The following is a 19,055-nucleotide window of genomic DNA, read 5'->3' as shown; positions in this document are numbered from 1 at the left end:
AAGTTTTATCCTGGCGCTATACACCAAGCCGCGCCGCTCATCTTCAATGGCATCGCTGGAAATACTCTGGACAACGTCGAGAATAACTCCGTATTCGACCGCCTATCTTTCAAGAAGTACCCCGCCATACTCCTCATGATCGTTTCTTTATCAGCTATCGATAACTCCTTACCATATTTCTCTGCAGTCAAATCCAGGTAAGCTGACGCTGCGATGCCCGACAATGACTCTCGCTCCACCACACCTATAGCCAACGCTGAATAGCGGTCCCCTTTGGAAATCAAATATTTATACATAGATGCCGGACCTTCAGCCTTGAGCAGAATTTCGGCATGATCAAGATCAAACTCGGTCAATTTATTCATCATTCACTCCCTATCAAACCTTCATTAAGAAAGCCCACAGATGCACGGACAACCTCCTGCCAGCGCGCTATTTTTTCAACTTGAAAATCAATTTTCACGAAAGCGTCAAGCCCCGGATAGAAAAACTCAACCTCACAGGAGTCGCTTCTTTTCTGTATGGGTAACCAGCGGCAAGAGATCATATACATCACTTGCCCATCCTTCTTATTCCAATAGAAGTCCGATACACGTTCTTGCCCAAGGGGGCCAAAGCCCCGAACATGGTAAAGATCCATACTTTCAACATATTCAATAGCGCGTCGCTGCCCAAGAGAAAGGTGTCTAAGTCTGAAGTCCATCAGCCCCTGCATATCCTTCACCACTCTCGACGACGGCTGTATCGATATACTCAATCCTTCATAATCGTATTTAAAACTGGTAGCAAAATAGGCGCTAACATCAGGTTTCATATCTGGCCATGAGGCAATCAGCGTAAGCTCGGTCAGGTTTGCGCCACACCCTTTCTTGTTTTTCGTGAAACCAGGCTCCCACGAACTTTTGCCTTCGTACTCAGCCCAGTATGGAACATACTTATTTGAGAACCTCAGGACATATCCTGAAATTTGGCCGCATACATAGGGATCTGGAAAGTACCGAACGGACTCAGGCGCCTTCACCACTTCGACAATTGTCCGTACACAGCAAGCCCCCACTAGTAAAATAAGAAAAAGCGCGATCAACCTGAGAAAACTCCAAGACCATTTCAGAAGAAAAAATGCAACTTTCACTGTCAAGCCCAGAACCAAATCCATGTCTTATCTTTCCCCCAGACTTTCCCTAACATGCCGCTGCAACGGACTCAGGAAATAACTGATCACCTTGCGCCTGTCCGTTATCACTTCGGCCCGCACCGCCATACCCGCGGACAAAGGAATATCCCGCTCATCAACCCGAATATGTCGTTGCTCAAGTTTCACCCTGGCGCTATACACCAGCCCCCGCCGCTCATCTTCGATGGCATCACTGGAAATACTCTGAACAACGCCGGGAATAACTCCGTATCGCGTGAACGTGAATGTCTCGACCTTTATTTCCACCGACTGCCCGGGGAACACAAAGCCGATATCCTTGTTCTCGAACTGCACTTCGACTTCCACCGGTTGCTCGACCGGGACGATCACCATCAACGTCTGTGCTTCGGTCACCACACCGCCACGGGTATGAATCGCCAATTGCTGTACCGTGCCGTCGACCGGCGAGACCAGCCGCTTCAGGCGATGCCGCTGCTCGGCCTTGCTCAACTCCAAAGTCAGGCCGCCCGCCCGCTTGCTGGCCTCACCGTGCAGATCCAGCATGGCTCGCCGGGTCTGGGCGATGACGCCGGCATGGCGATGGCCGGCGGCTTCCTTCGCCGCCATCAGCTCTTCCACCCGCAGGCGCTGGGTAGCCAACTCGCGCTCCTGGTCGAGGCGCATCTGTTCCTTTTCCAGGTAGCGGTGCTTGGCCATGGCCGACTCCTGCCACAGTTGCCGGTAGTCGGCGGCCAACTGACGGGTGATGACCAGCAGTTGCACCAGCGAATCGACCCGCGCCTCGGCAGAACGGGCTTCGGCACCGCGTTGCTGGATTTCAGCCGTGGCCTGGTCCAGCGCGGCACGCAACTCCTCGTGCTGGCCCAGCAGCCAGCGCTGTGCTGCCTGTTGCTGCTGGGGCGAGGCCTGGGGAATCAGCGCTGCCAGGTGTTCCGGTTCGCGTTGCTGCTCGATGGCCCGGAGCAAGGCCTGGGCCCGGGCCTTGTCGATTTGCGCCGCCAGCAGCTCACCCCCCAGGCGCTCGACCTCGGCGGCGGTGATCCGGTCGTCCAGTTCCACCAGCAAGTCTCCGGCCCGGACCGCTTGTCCATCACTGACGTGGATCGCCCGCACCACCGCACCTTCGCTGGCCTGGATCCGTTTGCTGCGCCCGCTGGGCACCACTTTCCCGGTCGCACTGGCGACCACATCCACCTCGCCGATACAGGCCCAGGCAACGGCCAGCGCCGTGAACAGCAGCAAGCTCCACTGGAGCACGCGCGGCGCGGGATGCACCGGGGTTTCCTGGAGTGCCAGCGCTGCCGGCAGGAATTCCAGTTCGTCCTGCGTCCGGCGCGGCCCGTCCATCACCCGGCGCCGGCGCCAGGCATCGCCCCAGGCGTCGCGGTAGCGCTCCAGCAACAGGCGCCAGGCCGTCATTCGCCACCGCCTTGCTGCAAGCGGTGCAAGTGGCTGTAGACCCCGTCAGGCTGTTGCAGCAGTTGGTCGTGGCGGCCCTGTTCGACGATCTGCCCGCGCTCCATGACCAGGATCCGGTCGGCATGGCGCACCGCAGAGAGTCGATGAGCAATGATGATCACCGTGCGGTCGCGGCAGATCCGCGCCATGTTCTGCTGGATGATCCGCTCCGACTCGTAGTCGAGGGCGCTGGTGGCTTCGTCGAGGATGAGGATGCGCGGATTGCCCATCAGCGCGCGGGCGATGGCAAGGCGCTGCCGCTGGCCTCCCGACAGCGAAGCGCCCTGCTCCCCCACCAGGGTGTCGTAGCCTTCGGGCAATTCCAGGATGAATTCGTGGGCACCTGCCAGCTTCGCCACCTCGATGATGTCCTCGAGCGGCGCACCGGGATCAGCCAGGGCGATGTTGTCGCGGACACTGCGGCGGAACAGCATGTTTTCCTGCAGCACGACGCCGATCTGGCGGCGCAGGGACGAGACGTCCACCAGGGCCAGGTCCATGCCGTCGAGCAGTACCCGGCCACGCTCGGGCGCATAAAGACGCTGGACCAGACGGGTCAGGGTGCTCTTGCCCGATCCGGAGCGCCCCACCACGCCGATGACCTCCCCCGGCGCAATCCGCAGGCTGACACCACGCAAGACCTCGCTGGCGTCGGCGCGATAACGGAAGCTCACCTGGTCAAGTTCGATCTGCCCACCCAGCCTCGGCATTGTGCTGGCGTTACCGTGATTGGCTTCGGTACGGGTGTTGAAGATGTCCCCCAAGCGCTGGATGGACACCCCGACTTGCTGGAAGCTGCTCCACAGCTGCGCCAGCCGCAGGATCGGCTGCGAAACCCGACCCGCCAGCATGTTGAAGGCGATCAACTGGCCAACGGTCAGCTCGCCTTCGATCACCAGTCGCGCGCCCAGCCACAGGGTGACGACAGTGACCAGTTTGCCGATCAGGCTGGCGCTCTCATGGGCCAGTGCCGACAGGTTCTGGGTCTTGAAGCTGGCCGCGACATAGGCGGCCAGATGATCATCCCAGCGGCGGGTGACCTGCGGCTCCACCGCCATCGACTTGAGGGTGTCGATGCCGGTGATGGTCTCGACCAGGAAGGCCTGGTTTTCCGCGCCGCGGTTGAAGCTCTGCTCCAGACGCGCCCGCAACGGCGGTGTGACCAGCAAGGAAACCAGCACGTAGAACGGCAGCGATAGCACAACGACCAGGGTCAACCAGCCGCTGTAGGCAAACATCACGGCAATGAACACCCCGGAAAACAGCACGTCCAGCACCACCGTGATGCTGTTGCCGGTGAGGAAACTGCGGATGTTTTCCAGCTCTCTGGCCCGGGCGACCGAATCCCCCACTCTGCGGGCGCGGAAGTACGCTAGCGGCAGGTCCACCAAGTGCTGAAACAACCGCTTGCCCAGCTCCACGTCCATGCGGCACGCGGTATGACCGAAAACGTAGGTTCGCAGCATGCCCAGCAGGCTTTCGAACAGGGTGATCACCAGCAGGCCGATCACGATGACATCCAGCGTGGTCAGCCCCCGATGCACCAGGACCTTGTCCATCACCACCTGAAAAAACAGTGGCGTGAGCAAGGCGAACAGTTGCAGGACAAACGACACCAGCAAAGTCTCACCCAGCAGGCGCCGGTGCCTGACGACAGCAGGGATGAACCAGGACAGGTCGAAGCGCGCCACCGCCCCGGGCAGGTGGGCCCAGGACCGCACCAGAATGACCTCGCCACTCCAGCGCTTGCCTAACGCCTCAAGCGTCGACACCTGCGGGCTTGATAGTCGAGGGTCCTGAAGCAGAACCTGATCGCCATCCACCCGGGCGATGATGAAATACCTGCCCTCCTCGTCCACTGCGATGGCCGGCAACGGCAGATGGTGCAGACGCTCGACAGGGCAGTCGGAAACCCGCGCCTTGAGTCCGAGCTGCTTGAACGCCTGGAGGATCAGGCTCGTGCAGAAACGGCCGTTGCCGATCGCGAAGCGATGGAGCAATTGCTCCGGGTTGACCGCCAGGTTGTGGTACCGCGCCAGCATGACCAGGCAGGCCAGGCCGGAGTCGGGCATTTCGCCTTGATGCTGATTGTCTGCCGCCATCCTGAGCGCTCCATGATCCGGGAAATCGTTGTCCCGGAAACTAGGCTCATTCAGCGGTGAGAAAAATCATGCTGCTTCTTCAAATCGCGACAGACAAATCCTTGGAAAAACCGCGTTTTTGTAGGAGGACTACAGTGGAGCGGTAAATCCGTGTGAGAACTATCCTGGCGAACAGGCCCTCAATGCTTGGCGCACATCCCCCAGCAAGTCATCGATATCCTCCAGCCCCACCGACAACCGCACCAGCCCCTCGGAAATCCCGTAGCGCCCCCGCTCCTCCGGCGTGTAGCTCGAATGGGTCATGCTCGCCGGATGCTGCGCCAGCGACTCCGCGTCGCCCAGGCTGACCGCCCGCGAGAACAGTTGCAGGGCATTCATGAAACGCCGCCCGGCAACGATCCCGCCTTTCAGTTCGAACGCCAGCATGCCGCCCGGCAAGGCCATCTGCTTCTTCGCCAGCACATGCTGCGGGAATGACGGCAGCCCGGGGTAATGCAATACCTCGACCTCCGGCTGCTTCCTGAGGAATTCCGCCAGCGCCAGGGCATTGGAACAATGCCGCTCCATGCGCAGGTTAAGGGTCTTCAGCCCGCGCATCAGCAGCGACGCGTCATGGGGCGACAGCACCGCTCCGGTCATGTCCTTCAGGCCCTCCAGACGAATCCGGTCCACCAGGGTCTTCGCGCCAATGACCAGCCCGGCAGTGATATCGCCGTGACCACTGAGGTATTTGGTCGCCGAGTGCACCACCAGGTCGGCACCCAGCTCCAGCGGACGTTGCAGGTAGGGCGTGCAGTAGGTGTTGTCCACCACCAGCGTCGCGCCATGGCGCCGGGCGATCTTCGCCACCCCGGCGATATCCGCCAGGTGCATGTTGGGGTTGGCCGGGGATTCGAAGTAGATCATCCGCGTCGCCGGGGAAATCGCCGCCTCGACGGCCTTCAGATCGGCCATGTCGACGTGCTTGAGCTTGACCCCGAACTCGCCGATGCCGTGGTGCAGAAAGGCGAAGGTGCAGCCGTACAGGGTGCTGCCGAGCAACACTTCATCACCCGGGCGCAACAGGGTCCACAACGTTGCGGTAATGGCGCCCATACCCGACGCCAGGGCCAGGGCCGCCTCGCCACCTTCCAGTGACGCCATGCGGCTTTCCAGCAGGGCCAGGGTGGGGTTGGAGATCCGGCTGTAGAAATGTCCGGCTTCTTCACCGGCAAAACAGGCCGCGCCGTACTCGACAGTGGGAAACGCGTAGGTCGCCGTTTGATAAACCGGCGGCACCAGCGCCCCTCCGTGGGCCTGCGGGTCGTAGCCATGGTGAATGGCCCGGGTGGCAAATCCCTGTTGTTTGCTGGAGCCGCTCATGGCGATGCCCTCTTGTTGGATTGCCATAAGCTTATGCCAGTGATGAACTAATATTTTTCCAAATATGACCACCACCACGGGGCTTTCCGGGCATGAAATTCCACGATCCAGCCAAGGCCGGGCAAATCTTGCCCAACGCCCTCGACCGCACCGACCGCGCCCTGCTCGGCGCCTTGCAGGACAACGCGCGCCTGACCATTTCCGAACTGGCCGACAGCGTGGCCCTGACCACCTCGCCGTGCTGGCGGCGGGTCAAGCTGCTGGAGGAAAGCGGGCATATCACCGGCTATCAGGCGATCCTGTCGCCCAAGGCGCTGGGCTTCGGGGTGACGGCGTTCGTCAGCATCATGATGGACTCGCACACCAAGGAGATTGCCCGAGCATTCGAGCAGCGTTTGATGGAGATTCCGGAGATTGTGGCCTGCCATAACATTTCAGGACGTTACGACTTTCTGCTTGAGGTGCTGGCCCGGGATCTGGAGTCGTTCGGGGAGTTCGCCCGGGAAACCTTGCAGTCGCTGCCAGGGGTGAAGGAGATCTATTCGAGCTTTTCGTACAAGGCGGTGAAAGAGAAGCGGGTGATTCCGGTCTCGGAGAAGCACATCTAAATGTTGTGGTGCTCATCCGGGCCTCATCGCTGGCAAGCCAGCTCCCACAGGGTTCAGCGGCGCCGCGGACCCTGTGGGAGCTGGCTTGCCAGCGATGAGGCCATCGAGTCAGAAAACAAAAACCCCGCCGAAGCGGGGTTTTTGTTGTCAGCAATAACGCTTAGATCGCACCACGCGCACGCAGCACATCCAGCACCAGCTTCACACCCTCTTCCACGCTGGTGGATTGGGTGTCGATGACCAGGTCGGCGTTCTGCGGCACATCGTACGGGAAGCTTTCGCCCGGGATGTTGTCGCCACCGGCCGCGTACAGACCTTGCGGGTCACGCTCGCGGCAAGCCAGCGGCGAAGCCTGGACGTAGACGGTGACCAGACGGTCCTTGCCGATCAGCGCCTTGGCCTGCTCGCGGCCTTCGGCATCCGGCGCGACGAACGCCGCCAGGGTGAGCATGCCGGCTTCGTTGAACTGACGCGCCACGTGGGCGGCACGACGCCAGTTCTCGGTGCGACCGGCGCGGTCCTGTGGCAGGCCCTTGTTCAGGTCATGCCGCAGGTTCTGGCCATCCAGCACGTAGACCGCACGGCCCATGTCGAACAGCTTGCGCTCGACGGCATAGGCCAGGGTGCTCTTGCCAGCGCCGGACAGGCCGCTGAACAGCACGGTGGCCGGCTGCTGGCCGAAGCGCAGGGCGCGTTCTTCGGTGGAGACGTGCGCCTGCTTGCCATGCTGGCCGGTGCTGCCATGCGGCAGGACGGGCGGCGCGATGATCATGCCGGCACCAACGGTGCCGTTGGTCAGGCGGTCGATGACGATGAAGGCGCCGGTGGTGCGGTTGCTGTCGTAACCGTCCAGGGCGATCGCGGTGTCCAGGGCGACCTTGACCCGGCCGATCTCGTTCAGTTGCAGCGCGCTGGCAGCGCCCTGCTCCAGGGTGTTCACATCGACCTTGTGGGTGATGCTGGCAATCGAGCCCGGCACGTAGCTGGTGGCGCGCTTGATGTCGTATTTCTTGCCCGGGAGCATCGGCTCCTCGGACATCCACACCAGCATGGCGTCGAACTGGTCGGTCACCGACGGTACGTTGTCGGCGTGGACCAGCAGGTCGCCACGGGAGATGTCGATCTCGTCTTCCATGGTCAGGGTCACGGCCTGGCCAGGGCCTGCGCTTTCCAGTTCGCCTTCGTAGGTGACGATGGACTTGACGCGGCTGCTCTTGCCCGACGGCAGCACGACCACTTCGTCGCCCTTGTGCACCAGGCCGCTGGCAATGGTGCCGGCGAAGCCGCGGAAGTTCAGGTTCGGACGATTGACGTACTGCACCGGGAAGCGCAGGTCGGTGAAGTTGCGGTCGGCGGCGACTTCGACGGTCTCGAGGATTTCCATCAGCGCAGGGCCGGTGTACCACGGCGAACGCTCGCTGCGGTTGACCACGTTGTCGCCCTTGAGCGCCGACATCGGCACGAAGTGCAGGCTGCTCGGCTTGAGGTTGATACCCTCGGCGAAGGCCAGGTAATCAGCTTTGATCGACTCGAAGACCTGCTCGTCGAAGCCCTTCAGGTCCATCTTGTTGACGGCGACGACGATGTGCTTGATGCCCAGCAGCGAGGCGATGTAGCTGTGCCGACGGGTCTGGGTCTGCACGCCGTAGCGGGCGTCGACGAGGATGATGGCCAGGTCGCAGGTGGACGCGCCGGTGGCCATGTTGCGGGTGTACTGCTCGTGGCCCGGGGTGTCGGCAATGATGAACTTGCGCTTGGCGGTGGAGAAGTAGCGGTAGGCGACATCGATGGTGATGCCCTGCTCGCGCTCGGCCTGCAGGCCGTCGACCAGCAGCGCCAGATCGATCTCTTCGCCGGTGGTGCCGACTTTCTTCGAGTCACGGGTGATGGCCTCGAGGTGGTCCTCGTAGATCATCTTGGAATCGTGCAGCAGGCGACCGATCAGGGTGCTCTTGCCGTCGTCCACGTTGCCGCAAGTGAGGAAACGCAGCAGTTCTTTACGCTCGTGTTGAGCCAGATAAGCGAGGATGTCTTCGCTGATCAATTCGGATTGGTGCGACATGGAGTAACCCTGAAATTAGAAGTAGCCTTGACGTTTTTTGTCTTCCATCGAGCCTGCGCCATCGTGGTCGATGACACGGCCCTGACGCTCGGACGTACGGGTCAGGAGCATCTCCTGGATGATGTCCGTCAGGGTCTCGGCCTCCGATTCGACGGCACCCGTCAACGGGTAGCAGCCGAGGGTACGGAAACGCACCTTCTTCTTGACGATACGGGCCTTTTCCTCGTCGCTCAGGTGCTCGAGGATGCGATCGTCGTCGATCATGATCAGGGTGCCGTTCTTCTCGATGACTTCACGCTCGGCGGCGAAGTACAGCGGCACGATCGGGATGCCTTCGAGGTAGATGTACTGCCAGATGTCCAGCTCGGTCCAGTTCGACAGCGGGAAGACGCGGATCGACTCGCCCTTGTTGACCTTGCCGTTGTAGACGTTCCACAGCTCCGGACGCTGGTTCTTCGGGTCCCAGCGGTGCTTGCTGTCGCGGAAGGAATACACGCGCTCTTTCGCCCGCGATTTCTCTTCGTCGCGGCGCGCGCCACCGAAGGCGGCGTCGAAGCCGTGCTTGTCCAGCGCCTGTTTGAGGCCCTGGGTCTTCATGATGTCGGTGTGCTTGGAGCTGCCGTGGGTGAAGGGGTTGATGCCCTGCGCCACACCTTCCGGGTTGACGTGGGTGATCAGCTCCAGGCCCATTTCCTCGACCATCTTGTCGCGGAAGCGGTACATCTCCTGGAATTTCCACTGGGTGTCGACGTGCATCACAGGAAACGGCAGCTTGCCAGGGAAGAAGGCCTTGCGTGCCAGATGCAGCATCACGGCCGAGTCCTTGCCAATGGAGTACAGCATCACCGGGTTGTCGAACTCGGCGGCCACCTCACGAATGATGTGGATGCTTTCCGCCTCCAGCTGTTTCAAATGCGTCAGTTTGTCGACCATGGCTACTCACGGGAAAAACGATCTTGTGGACGGCCAAACGGGCCGTGTTCGAGCGGGCCACTCTATCACAGCGCCCGCTTCTATTTAGGAGGGTGGCTAGAACGAAACAATCTATGGATATGCCCGTGCGTTTGGGCTCAGACCGGGTTCGGACAGTCGATGAACAGGTGTTCCAGGGCAAAACGCCGGGCCAAATAGTCGCCCAGGGCCTGCACGCCATAACGCTCGGTAGCGTGGTGCCCGGCGGCGATGAAGCTGACGCCGTTTTCCCGGGCGCTGTGGTAGGTCTGCTCGGAGGCTTCACCGCTGATGAACAGGTCGACCCCGGCTTCGATCGCCTGGTCGATGTAGCCCTGGCCACCGCCGGTGCACCAGCCGACCCGACGAATGACCTCCTCGCCTTCCACCAGCAGGGGCTCGCGGCCCATCGCTTCACTGACCCGCCGGGCGAAGTCCCGCGCCGACACCGGTTCGGCCAGCGAGCCGACCAGGCCCACCACCCGCGGATTGTTCGGGTCCAGCGGGCCTTCGACGGTGATATCCAGTTGCCGCGCCAGTTGCACGTTGTTGCCCACTTCCGGGTGCACATCCAGCGGCAGGTGATAGGCCAGCAGGCTGATGTCGTGCTTGAGCAGGGTTTTCAGGCGGCGCTGCTTCATCCCGGTGATGCAGGGGTTCTCGCCCTTCCAGAAATAGCCGTGGTGGACCAGCACCAGGTCGGCCCCCGCCTCCACCGCCGCGTCCAGCAGCGCCTGGCTGGCGGTGACGCCGCTGACGATGCGGGTCACCTGCGGACGGCCCTCGACCTGCAGGCCGTTGGGGCAGTAGTCCTGGATTTTCGCGCTACCGAGATAACGGTCGGCTTCCTCGACCAGGGTAGTCAGGGCAACAGCCATGGAAAGACTCCTCAATTCAGCAGTTCAGCACGGCGCAAGGCCCCGTATAATGCCGGCCATTATGGGCCGTCGACGGTTTCGGGGAAACCGCCGGCAACGACCTGGCGGCATTCGGCCAACTGCATCACGGGCCGAGCGATTTAGCGGTTCCTGCCCGGTCATTGCCGCAGTATCATCGCGCGCTTCAAACACTTCCCCATCGCGTCACCGGCTCGGGCCAACTCCCCAGGATTCGTTCAATGTTCAAGGCTTTGCGTTATTTCGGCTGGCCGCTGTTCACCGGCGTGCTGATCGCCATGCTGGTCATCCAGCGTTTTCCCGAGTGGGTCGGCCTGCCCAGCCAGGACGTCAACCTGCAGCAGGCACCGCAGACCACGGCCGTGGTCCAGGGCCCGGTGTCCTACGCCGACGCCGTGACCCATGCCGCCCCCGCCGTCGCCAACCTGTACACCACCAAGGTGGTCAACAAGGCTGCCCATCCGCTGTTCGAAGACCCGCAGTTCCGCCGCTTCTTCGGCGACAACCTGCCCAAGCAGCGCCGTTGGGAGTCGAGCCTGGGTTCGGCGGTGATCATGAGCCCGGAAGGCTACCTGCTGACCAACAACCACGTGACCTCCGGTGCCGACCAGATCGTGGTGGCGCTGAAGGACGGCCGCGAAACCCTGGCCCGGGTCATCGGCAGCGACCCGGAAACCGACCTCGCGGTACTGAAGATCGACCTGAAGAACCTGCCGGCGATCACCATCGGCCGTTCCGACAGTATCCGCATCGGCGACGTCGCCCTGGCCATCGGCAACCCGTTCGGGGTCGGCCAGACCGTGACCATGGGCATCATCAGTGCCACCGGGCGCAACCAGCTGGGCCTGAACAACTACGAAGACTTCATCCAGACCGACGCGGCGATCAACCCGGGCAACTCCGGCGGTGCGCTGGTGGATGCCAACGGCAACCTGACCGGGATCAACACGGCGATCTTCTCCAAGTCCGGCGGTTCCCAGGGCATCGGCTTCGCCATTCCGACCAAGCTGGCCCTGGAGGTGATGAAGTCGATCATCGAGCATGGCCAGGTGATTCGTGGCTGGCTGGGGATCGAGGTGCAGCCGCTGAGCGCGGAACTGGCCGAGTCGTTCGGCATGCAGGGGCGTCCGGGGATCGTTGTGGCGGGGATCTTCCGCGATGGTCCGGCGCAGAAGGCCGGCCTGCAGCTGGGGGATGTGATCCTGAGCATCAATGGCGAACCGGCCGGGGATGGTCGGCGCTCGATGAACCAGGTGGCGCGGATCAAGCCGAGCGAGAAGGTGGCCATCGAGGTCATGCGCAATGGCAAGCAGCTGAAGCTGATGGCTGAAGTGGGGCTGCGGCCGCCACCGGCGCCGGCGGCGCAGGAAGAAGGGAACTGATCCCAGAGCTTTATTGCTCTTGAGGGCCTCATCGCTGGCAAGCCAGCTCCCACAGGGATCGCATAACCTGTGGGAGCTGGCTTGCCAGCGATGAGGCCCTCAAAAACAACACGAGAATGGCTGACAGACCAGGATCTGCCAGCCACCTCCATCAATGCAGAATCTGACTCAGGAACAGCTTGGTCCGGTCATTCTGCGGCCGGTCGAAGAAGTCATCCGGCGCGGCCTGCTCGACGATCTCTCCCTTGTCCATGAAGATCACCCGGTTCGCCACGGTCCGGGCGAAGCCCATTTCGTGGGTTACGCAGAGCATGGTCATACCGTCTTCCGCCAGGCTGACCATGGTGTCCAGTACCTCTTTCACCATCTCCGGATCGAGTGCCGAGGTCGGCTCGTCGAACAGCATGATCTTCGGCTTCATGCACAGCGCCCGGGCAATCGCCACGCGTTGCTGCTGGCCACCGGACAACTGCCCCGGGAATTTGTGCGCCTGCTCCGGAATCCGTACCCGCTCCAGGTAGTGCATGGCGATTTCCTCGGCCTTGCGCTTGGGCATCTTGCGCACCCACATCGGTGCCAGGGTGCAGTTCTGCAGGATAGTCAGGTGCGGGAACAGGTTGAAGTGCTGGAACACCATGCCGACTTCACGGCGGATCGCTTCGATCTGCTTGAGGTCGTTGGTCAGCTCAACGCCATCCACCACGATACGCCCCTGCTGGTGCTCTTCCAGGCGGTTGAGGCAGCGGATGGTGGTCGACTTGCCCGAGCCGGACGGCCCGCAGAGAACGATACGCTCGCCCTGGCGCACGTTCAGGTTGATGTCCTTGAGTACGTGGAACTGGCCGTACCACTTGTTCACGCCCTGCATCTGGATAATGCCTTCAGGGCCTACAGGCTGTTTGATCGCTTCGCTCATCAAAATCTCTCCTAACGCTTGTGGCCTGTATCCAGCTTGCGCTCCAGATGCATGGAGTAGCGGGACATACCGAAACAGAAAATCCAGAACACCAGGGCCGCGAACACGTAGCCCTCGGTCGCCATGCCCAGCCATTTGGGGTCGGCGGCCGCCTGCTTGACGCTGTTGAGCAGGTCGAACAGGCCGATGATGATCACCAGGCTGGTGTCCTTGAACAGGGCAATGAAGGTGTTGACGATGCCGGGAATCACCAGCTTCAGGGCTTGTGGCAGGATCACCAGGCCCATGGCGCGCCAGTAGCCCAGGCCCATGGCCGCAGCGGCTTCATATTGCCCCTTGGGAATGGCCTGCAGACCACCGCGCACCACCTCGGCGATATAGGCCGACTGGAACAGGATCACCCCGATCATGGCCCGCAGCAGCTTGTCGAAGCTCATGCCTTCCGGCAGGAACAACGGCAGCATCACCGAGGACATGAACAGCACGGTGATCAGCGGCACGCCACGCCAGAACTCGATGAAGGTCACGCAGACCACCTTCACCGCCGGCATTTTCGAGCGCCGCCCGAGTGCCAGGAGGATGCCCAGCGGCAAGGCGCCGACGATGCCAACGGTGGCGATCACCAGGGTCAGCATCAGGCCGCCCCACTGGCTGGTCGGTACGGTGGTCATGCCGAAGTGCCCGCCATGCAGCAGGGTGTAGGCGATGATCGGGTAGGCGACCAGGAAGCACAGGCCGTAGACCGCCTTGCGCGGGAAGCGCGAGATGAACAGCGGCGCCGCGCCGATCACCGCCAGCCAGACCGTCAGGTCCACGCGCCAGCGCAACTCGGTGGGGTAGTAGCCATACATGAACTGGCCGAAGCGCTGCTGGATGAACACCCAGCAGGCGCCCTCCTTGGTGCAGTCGGCGCGGGTGGTGCCGACCCAGTTGGCGTCGAAGATCGACCACTGCAGCAGCGGCGGCACGATCAGCCAGACCAGGTAGAGGGCGAACAGGGTCAGCAGGGTGTTGAGCCAGCTGGAGAACAGGTTGGCCCGCAGCCAGGCAACGACGCCGACGGTTTTCACCGGTGGCGGCATGTCGGGTTTGAAAACATGGGTACTCATGCGCGTCTCCTTACCGCTCGATCAGCGCAATGCGCTTGTTGTACCAGTTCATCAGCAGGGAAATGCTGATGCTGATGGCCAGGTACACGCTCATGGTGATGGCGATCACTTCGATGGCCTGCCCGGTCTGGTTGAGCACGGTGCCGGCGAACAGCGAAACCATTTCCGGGTAGCCGATACCGGCCGCCAGCGAGGAGTTCTTCGCCAGGTTCAGGTATTGGCTGGTCAGCGGCGGAATGATCACCCGCATGGCCTGGGGAATGATCACCTTGCGCAGGGTCGGGCCTTCACGCAGGCCGAGGGAACGGGCGGCTTCGGTCTGGCCGTGGCTCACCGAGCGGATCCCGGAGCGGACGATCTCGGCGATGAACGCCGCGGTGTAGATGGTCAGGGCCAGGGTCAGCGCCAGCAGCTCGGGGATCAATACCCAGCCGCCAGCGAAGTTGAATCCTTTCAATTCCGGCAGTTCCCAGCTCAGCGGGTTGCCGAACAGCAGCACGCTCAGGCCCGGGATCACCAGCAGCAGGCCGAGGGCGGCCCAGAACTTGTGGAACGGCTCGCCGGTCGCCTCGAAGCGGCGGTTGGCCCAGCGCACCATGAACACCACGGCGGCGATCGCCAGCAGCACGGCGACGGCGAACGGCCAGAAGCCCTCGGCAGCCGAGGCCCCGGGCATGTTCAGCCCGCGGTTGCTGATGAAGAAGGTGTCGTTGATGTTGATGCTGCCCCGCGGTCCCGGCAGGGTCAGGAACACCGCGAAGTACCAGAAGAGGATCTGCAAAAGCGGCGGGATGTTGCGGAACGTCTCGACGTAGACGGTGGCCAGCTTGTTGATCATCCAGTTCGGCGACAGCCGCGCCACACCGATGATGAAGCCGAGCAGGGTCGCCAGGACGATGCCGATGAAGGTCACCAGCAGCGTGTTGAGCAGGCCGATGACGAAGACCCGCGCATAGGAGTCGGATTCGGTGTAGGGAATCAGATGCTGGGCGATGCCGAAGCCGGCGCTGCGCTCGAGAAAGTCGAAGCCCGAGGTGATGCCCCGGTGCTGCAGGTTGGTCTGGGTGTTGTGGAACAGATACCAGCCCAGACCGACCACGAAGATGATCGTGAGGATCTGGAACAGCCACGCGCGAACGCGTGGATCGCTAAGGGACAAGCCCCTGGGTGGATTGTGCATGAAATGCCCCGATGGTAAGGAACGAAACAGCCCGCGATGACGGAAGCGTCACCGCGGGCCCGGCCAATCAGCGCACTGGTGGCGCGTACTGGATGCCGCCTTGGTTCCACAGGGCGTTCAGACCGCGATCGATCTGCAGCGGGGTGCTCTTGCCAAGGTTGCGCTCGAACACTTCGCCGTAGTTACCCACTTCCTTGACGATCTTCACTACCCAGTCCTTCGGAAGTTTCAGGTCCTTGCCGTACTCGCCGTCGGCGCCGAGCATACGGGCCACGTCCGGGTTCTTGGTGGACTTGGCTTCGGCCTCGACGTTCTTCGAGGTCACGCCCATTTCCTCGGCGTTGAGCATGGCGAACAGGGTCCACTTGACGATGGCGAACCACTCTTCGTCGCCTTTGCGCACCACAGGGCCCAGCGGCTCCTTGGAAATGGTTTCCGGCAGCACGACGTAGTCGGTCGGCGAAGCCAGCTTGGAGCGTTGTGCGTAGAGCTGCGACTTGTCCGAGGTCAGGACGTCGCAACGACCGGATTCCAGCGACTTGGCGCTTTCATCGGAGGTGTCGAAGGTGATCGGGGTGTACTTCAGGCCGTTGGCGCGGAAGTAGTCGGAGACGTTCAGCTCGGTGGTGGTACCGGCCTGGATGCAGATGGTTGCACCGTCCAGTTCCTTGGCGCTGGAAACGCCGAGCTTCTTGTTCACCAGGAAGCCGATGCCGTCGTAGTAGGTGACACCGGCAAAGACCAGGCCCATGCCCGCGTCGCGGGAGCTGGTCCAGGTGGTGTTGCGCGACAGCACGTCGACTTCACCGGATTGCAGGGCGGTGAAACGCTCCTTGGCGTTCAGCTGGCTGAACTTGACCTTGGTCGCATCGCCGAACACGGCTGCAGCAACCGCGCGGCAGACATCAGCGTCGATGCCGATGATGGTGCCCTTGGCGTCCGGTACCGAGAAGCCCGGCAGACCGTCACTCACGCCACACTGAACGAAGCCTTTCTTCTGCACCGCATCCAGGGTTGCACCCGCCTGGGCAAAGGAACTCAGGCCCAGCGCTGCGGCAGCCGTCATGACTGCCAGGGTGGACTTCAACATCTTCATTAAAACCTCCAGTTCGCTCTTATTGTGTTGAGCCGGCTTGCACCGCACCCTTATGAGGCGCATCCGACCCGTTTCGGCTTGTTATTGGGTCAATTGGCGCAATTCGCTGTTCTGTGACAGCCTTGGTTTTCCCATGAGAAGGTGTTACCGAGGAAACACGCCGCATCATGTCGAAGGGGGTGTAGCAAAGCGCGTACCACATCGCCCGGCTAAAGCGGTTCAGCCTTTGGCAACTGGCAAAGTTATAGCAATGCGACATCTTTTTTCCCTGTGGCCCTCGCGTGCCTTTTTTTCATGCACCGCATTGAGATCGCGTGCACTACTTCGGAGCAGTCATGACCAAGCCTTTGATTCTCGAACCCCAGAACACCGCCGACGCCTGTGTGATCTGGTTGCACGGCCTGGGCGCCGATCGCTACGACTTCATGCCGGTGGCCGAAGCGTTGCAGGAACACCTGCTCAGTACCCGTTTCGTTATGCCCCAGGCGCCGAGTCGTGCGGTGACGATCAACGGTGGCTATGAAATGCCCAGTTGGTACGACATCAAGGCCATGAGCCCGGCCAGGGCCATCGACGAGGCGCAACTGGAAGAGTCCGCCGAGCAGGTCATCGCCCTGATCGAGGAACAACGCGCCGCCGGCATCGACCCGACGCGCATCGTTCTCGCCGGTTTCTCCCAGGGCGGTGCCGTGGTGCTGCACACTGCCTATAGAAGGTGGCAAAGTGCCCTCGGCGGGGTACTGGCCCTCTCCACCTACGCCCCGACCTTCCAGCAAGACACCCAGCTCAGCGCCAGCCAGCAGCGCATCCCGGCGCTGTGCCTGCATGGCATGCACGACCCGGTGGTCCTGACCTCCATGGGTCGTACCGCCTTCGAATACCTCAAGCAGTGGGGCGTCAGCGCCAACTGGCAGGAGTACCCGATGGAGCACGAGGTGGTGCAGGACGAAATCCGCGACATCTATCACTGGTTGAGCGAGCGTCTGCGCTGAATGTCGCATTACCTGTAGTTGTCGGATCAATCCACTACGCCGAGCCCGAATCTTGCATTACACTGCCCGGCGTACATTCCTTAACCAATCGATGAGAAGATCGTGCTCAAAGCACTCAAGAAGATGTTCGGCAAAGGCGAGGTTGAGCAACTCGTCGCCGAAAGCGCTGCTCCCGTGATGCAGCCACCTGCCCCGGCACCCGCTCCCGCCCCCACGCCCGTCGCCCCGCGCAAGCCCGAAGCGCCTGCCCGCGCCGAGGTCAAGGAAGCGGCCAAACCTGCCCGCAGCGAGCCTGCACCTGCCGCCAAGCCGCGCCGCGAGCGCAAGCCGAAACCCCAGGCCTCGACCTGGAAGCTGGAAGACTTCGTGGTCGAGCCGCAGGAAGGCAAGACCCGTTTCCACGACTTCAAGCTCTCCCCCGAGCTGATGCACGCCATCCATGACCTCGGTTTCCCGTATTGCACGCCGATCCAGGCCCAGGTGCTGGGTTTCACCCTGCGCGGCCAGGACGCCATCGGCCGGGCCCAGACCGGTACCGGCAAGACTGCGGCCTTCCTGATCTCGATCATCACCCAGTTGCAGCAGACCCCGCCGCCGAAAGAGCGCTACATGGGTGAGCCACGGGCGCTGATCATCGCTCCGACCCGCGAGCTGGTGGTGCAGATCGCCAAGGACGCCGAGCAACTGACCAGGTACACCGGCCTCAACGTGATGACCTTCGTCGGCGGCATGGACTACGACAAGCAGCTCAAGGCCCTCGAAGCCCGCCACTGCGACATCCTGGTCGCCACCCCGGGCCGCCTGCTGGACTTCAACCAGCGCGGTGAGGTGCACCTGGACATGGTCGAGGTGATGGTCCTGGACGAAGCCGACCGCATGCTCGACATGGGTTTCATCCCGCAGGTGCGCCAGATCATTCGCCAGACCCCGCCGAAGAGCGAGCGCCAGACCCTGCTGTTCTCCGCCACCTTCACCGAAGACGTGATGAACCTGGCCAAGCAGTGGACCACCAACCCGGCGATCGTCGAGATCGAGCCGGAGAACGTCGCCAGCGAAACCGTGGAACAGCACGTCTACGCCGTGGCCGGCAGCGACAAGTACAAGTTGCTGTACAACCTGGTCACCGAGAACAAGTGGGAGCGGGTCATCGTCTTCGCCAACCGCAAGGACGAAGTGCGGCGGATCGAAGAGCGCCTGGTGCGTGATGGCGTGAATGCCGCACAGTTGTCCGGCGATGTGCCGCAGCACAAGCGCATTCGCACCCTGGAGAACTTCCGTGAAGGCCGGATTACCGTGCTGGTCGCCACCGACGTGGCGGGTCGCGGGATTCACATCGATGGCATCAGCCACGTGATCAACTTCACCCTGCCGGAAGACCCGGACGACTACGTGCACCGTATCGGCCGGACCGGCCGGGCCGGGACCAGTGGGGTGTCGATCAGCTTTGCCGGTGAGGATGACTCCTACCAGTTGCCGGCGATCGAGGAACTGCTGGGGCGCAAGATCAGTTGCGAGATGCCGCCTACGGAGTTGCTCAAGCCGGTGCCGAAGAAACACGGGTGATTGGAAGGAACGCAGTCTTCGGACTGCGTTTTTTTATGCCTGGGATTTTTTGGTGTTCTTCAGGGCCTCATCGCTGGCAAGCCAGCTCCCACAGGGTCCCTGCACATCTCAAGTCATGTGCAGTACCTGTGGGAGCTGGCTTGCCAGCGATAGGGCCCTGAGCAACAGCACAAATTTCCGACCCGGGGGATGGCAAATTCTTAAACTAAAAGTCCATAATGG

General features: G+C 61.9%; 16 protein-coding genes. 4 read left to right on the top strand and 12 right to left on the bottom strand.

Annotated features, from left to right (window positions below):
* Window positions 1-5: 5 nt before the first annotated feature.
* The 5 genes from PSEMO_RS29665 to PSEMO_RS29645 form a co-directional block, all read right to left on the bottom strand.
* Entirely contained in the window at window positions 6-365 is a 360-nt protein-coding gene (locus tag PSEMO_RS29665; RefSeq protein ID WP_075806423.1) for a hypothetical protein, read from the bottom strand.
* Window positions 365-1,156, bottom strand: coding sequence for a hypothetical protein (locus PSEMO_RS29660; protein ID WP_075806422.1), 792 nt, complete (start codon window positions 1,154-1,156; stop codon window positions 365-367). Before PSEMO_RS29660 ends, PSEMO_RS29665 begins: the two co-directional genes overlap by 1 nt.
* 3 nt (window positions 1,157-1,159) lie before the next feature.
* A complete protein-coding gene (locus PSEMO_RS29655) occupies window positions 1,160-2,575 on the bottom strand; it encodes an HlyD family type I secretion periplasmic adaptor subunit (RefSeq protein ID WP_075806421.1) in 1,416 nt (471 codons plus the stop codon).
* Window positions 2,572-4,716, bottom strand: coding sequence for a type I secretion system permease/ATPase (locus PSEMO_RS29650; protein ID WP_075806420.1), 2,145 nt, complete (start codon window positions 4,714-4,716; stop codon window positions 2,572-2,574). The genes PSEMO_RS29655 and PSEMO_RS29650 overlap by 4 nt, the downstream gene beginning before the upstream one ends.
* A gap of 159 nt (window positions 4,717-4,875) precedes the next feature.
* Window positions 4,876-6,078: a methionine gamma-lyase gene (locus tag PSEMO_RS29645; RefSeq protein WP_075806419.1), complete on the bottom strand. Its 1,203-nt coding sequence runs from the start codon at window positions 6,076-6,078 to the stop codon at window positions 4,876-4,878.
* A 128-nt stretch (window positions 6,079-6,206) separates the two neighbouring features.
* Here PSEMO_RS29645 and PSEMO_RS29640 point away from each other — a divergent pair, with 128 nt between their 5' ends.
* The gene (locus tag PSEMO_RS29640) at window positions 6,207-6,686 is read left to right on the top strand and encodes an Lrp/AsnC family transcriptional regulator (protein WP_075806518.1); all 480 of its coding nucleotides are present in this window, start codon (window positions 6,207-6,209) and stop codon (window positions 6,684-6,686) included.
* A 160-nt stretch (window positions 6,687-6,846) separates the two neighbouring features.
* Here PSEMO_RS29640 and cysN read toward each other — a convergent pair whose 3' ends face one another.
* The 3 genes from cysN to PSEMO_RS29625 all read right to left on the bottom strand — a co-directional run bounded on the left by cysN (window position 6,847) and on the right by PSEMO_RS29625 (window position 10,577).
* Window positions 6,847-8,748, bottom strand: coding sequence for a sulfate adenylyltransferase subunit CysN (gene cysN, locus PSEMO_RS29635; RefSeq protein ID WP_075806418.1), 1,902 nt, complete (start codon window positions 8,746-8,748; stop codon window positions 6,847-6,849).
* A gap of 15 nt (window positions 8,749-8,763) precedes the next feature.
* Window positions 8,764-9,681, bottom strand: a complete 918-nt coding sequence (gene cysD, locus PSEMO_RS29630; protein WP_009408193.1) for a sulfate adenylyltransferase subunit CysD — start codon at window positions 9,679-9,681, stop codon at window positions 8,764-8,766.
* A 137-nt stretch (window positions 9,682-9,818) separates the two neighbouring features.
* Complete coding sequence (locus PSEMO_RS29625) at window positions 9,819-10,577, bottom strand: Nif3-like dinuclear metal center hexameric protein (protein ID WP_075806417.1); 759 nt, start codon at window positions 10,575-10,577, stop codon at window positions 9,819-9,821.
* Between the two features lie 239 nt (window positions 10,578-10,816).
* Here PSEMO_RS29625 and algW point away from each other — a divergent pair, with 239 nt between their 5' ends.
* Complete coding sequence (gene algW / locus PSEMO_RS29620) at window positions 10,817-11,977, top strand: Do family serine endopeptidase AlgW (RefSeq protein WP_075806416.1); 1,161 nt, start codon at window positions 10,817-10,819, stop codon at window positions 11,975-11,977.
* A gap of 151 nt (window positions 11,978-12,128) precedes the next feature.
* Here the strand turns inward: algW and PSEMO_RS29615 are convergent, their stop codons facing one another.
* The 4 genes from PSEMO_RS29615 to PSEMO_RS29600 form a co-directional block, all read right to left on the bottom strand.
* On the bottom strand, window positions 12,129-12,893 hold the full coding sequence (locus tag PSEMO_RS29615; protein ID WP_009408188.1) for an amino acid ABC transporter ATP-binding protein: 765 nt from the start codon (window positions 12,891-12,893) through the stop codon (window positions 12,129-12,131).
* 11 nt (window positions 12,894-12,904) lie between these two features.
* Window positions 12,905-14,002, bottom strand: coding sequence for an amino acid ABC transporter permease (locus PSEMO_RS29610; RefSeq protein ID WP_075806415.1), 1,098 nt, complete (start codon window positions 14,000-14,002; stop codon window positions 12,905-12,907).
* Between the two features lie 10 nt (window positions 14,003-14,012).
* A complete protein-coding gene (locus tag PSEMO_RS29605) occupies window positions 14,013-15,182 on the bottom strand; it encodes an amino acid ABC transporter permease (protein WP_075806414.1) in 1,170 nt (389 codons plus the stop codon).
* A 67-nt stretch (window positions 15,183-15,249) separates the two neighbouring features.
* On the bottom strand, window positions 15,250-16,278 hold the full coding sequence (locus tag PSEMO_RS29600) for an amino acid ABC transporter substrate-binding protein (RefSeq protein WP_075806413.1): 1,029 nt from the start codon (window positions 16,276-16,278) through the stop codon (window positions 15,250-15,252).
* Window positions 16,279-16,613: 335 nt separating this feature from the next.
* Here PSEMO_RS29600 and PSEMO_RS29595 point away from each other — a divergent pair, with 335 nt between their 5' ends.
* Entirely contained in the window at window positions 16,614-17,270 is a 657-nt protein-coding gene (locus PSEMO_RS29595) for an alpha/beta hydrolase (protein ID WP_075806412.1), read from the top strand.
* 102 nt (window positions 17,271-17,372) lie between these two features.
* Window positions 17,373-18,833 carry an ATP-dependent RNA helicase RhlB gene (rhlB, locus tag PSEMO_RS29590; RefSeq protein ID WP_075806411.1) on the top strand — a complete coding sequence of 487 codons (1,461 nt, stop codon included), beginning with the start codon at window positions 17,373-17,375 and terminating at the stop codon, window positions 18,831-18,833.
* Window positions 18,834-19,055 lie beyond the last annotated feature (222 nt).

The sequence above is a fragment of the Pseudomonas putida genome (assembly GCF_001941965.1).
In the GTDB taxonomy this organism is placed as follows: Bacteria; Pseudomonadota; Gammaproteobacteria; order Pseudomonadales; family Pseudomonadaceae; genus Aquipseudomonas; species Aquipseudomonas putida_L.
This window is presented reverse-complemented; position numbering and strand designations above follow the sequence as displayed.

Excerpts from the sequence above, each read along its gene's own strand:
- PSEMO_RS29665 (WP_075806423.1), bottom strand. The coding sequence starts at position 365 with ATGAATAAATTGACCGAGTTTGATCTTGATCATGCCGAAATTCTGCTC.
- PSEMO_RS29660 (WP_075806422.1), bottom strand. The coding sequence starts at position 1,156 with ATGGATTTGGTTCTGGGCTTGACAGTGAAAGTTGCATTTTTTCTTCTG.
- PSEMO_RS29655 (WP_075806421.1), bottom strand. The coding sequence starts at position 2,575 with ATGACGGCCTGGCGCCTGTTGCTGGAGCGCTACCGCGACGCCTGGGGC.
- PSEMO_RS29650 (WP_075806420.1), bottom strand. The coding sequence starts at position 4,716 with ATGGCGGCAGACAATCAGCATCAAGGCGAAATGCCCGACTCCGGCCTG.
- PSEMO_RS29645 (WP_075806419.1), bottom strand. The coding sequence starts at position 6,078 with ATGAGCGGCTCCAGCAAACAACAGGGATTTGCCACCCGGGCCATTCAC.
- cysN (WP_075806418.1), bottom strand. The coding sequence starts at position 8,748 with ATGTCGCACCAATCCGAATTGATCAGCGAAGACATCCTCGCTTATCTG.
- cysD (WP_009408193.1), bottom strand. The coding sequence starts at position 9,681 with ATGGTCGACAAACTGACGCATTTGAAACAGCTGGAGGCGGAAAGCATC.
- PSEMO_RS29625 (WP_075806417.1), bottom strand. The coding sequence starts at position 10,577 with ATGGCTGTTGCCCTGACTACCCTGGTCGAGGAAGCCGACCGTTATCTC.
- algW (WP_075806416.1), top strand. The coding sequence starts at position 10,817 with ATGTTCAAGGCTTTGCGTTATTTCGGCTGGCCGCTGTTCACCGGCGTG.
- PSEMO_RS29615 (WP_009408188.1), bottom strand. The coding sequence starts at position 12,893 with ATGAGCGAAGCGATCAAACAGCCTGTAGGCCCTGAAGGCATTATCCAG.
- PSEMO_RS29610 (WP_075806415.1), bottom strand. The coding sequence starts at position 14,002 with ATGAGTACCCATGTTTTCAAACCCGACATGCCGCCACCGGTGAAAACC.
- PSEMO_RS29605 (WP_075806414.1), bottom strand. The coding sequence starts at position 15,182 with ATGCACAATCCACCCAGGGGCTTGTCCCTTAGCGATCCACGCGTTCGC.
- PSEMO_RS29600 (WP_075806413.1), bottom strand. The coding sequence starts at position 16,278 with ATGAAGATGTTGAAGTCCACCCTGGCAGTCATGACGGCTGCCGCAGCG.
- PSEMO_RS29595 (WP_075806412.1), top strand. The coding sequence starts at position 16,614 with ATGACCAAGCCTTTGATTCTCGAACCCCAGAACACCGCCGACGCCTGT.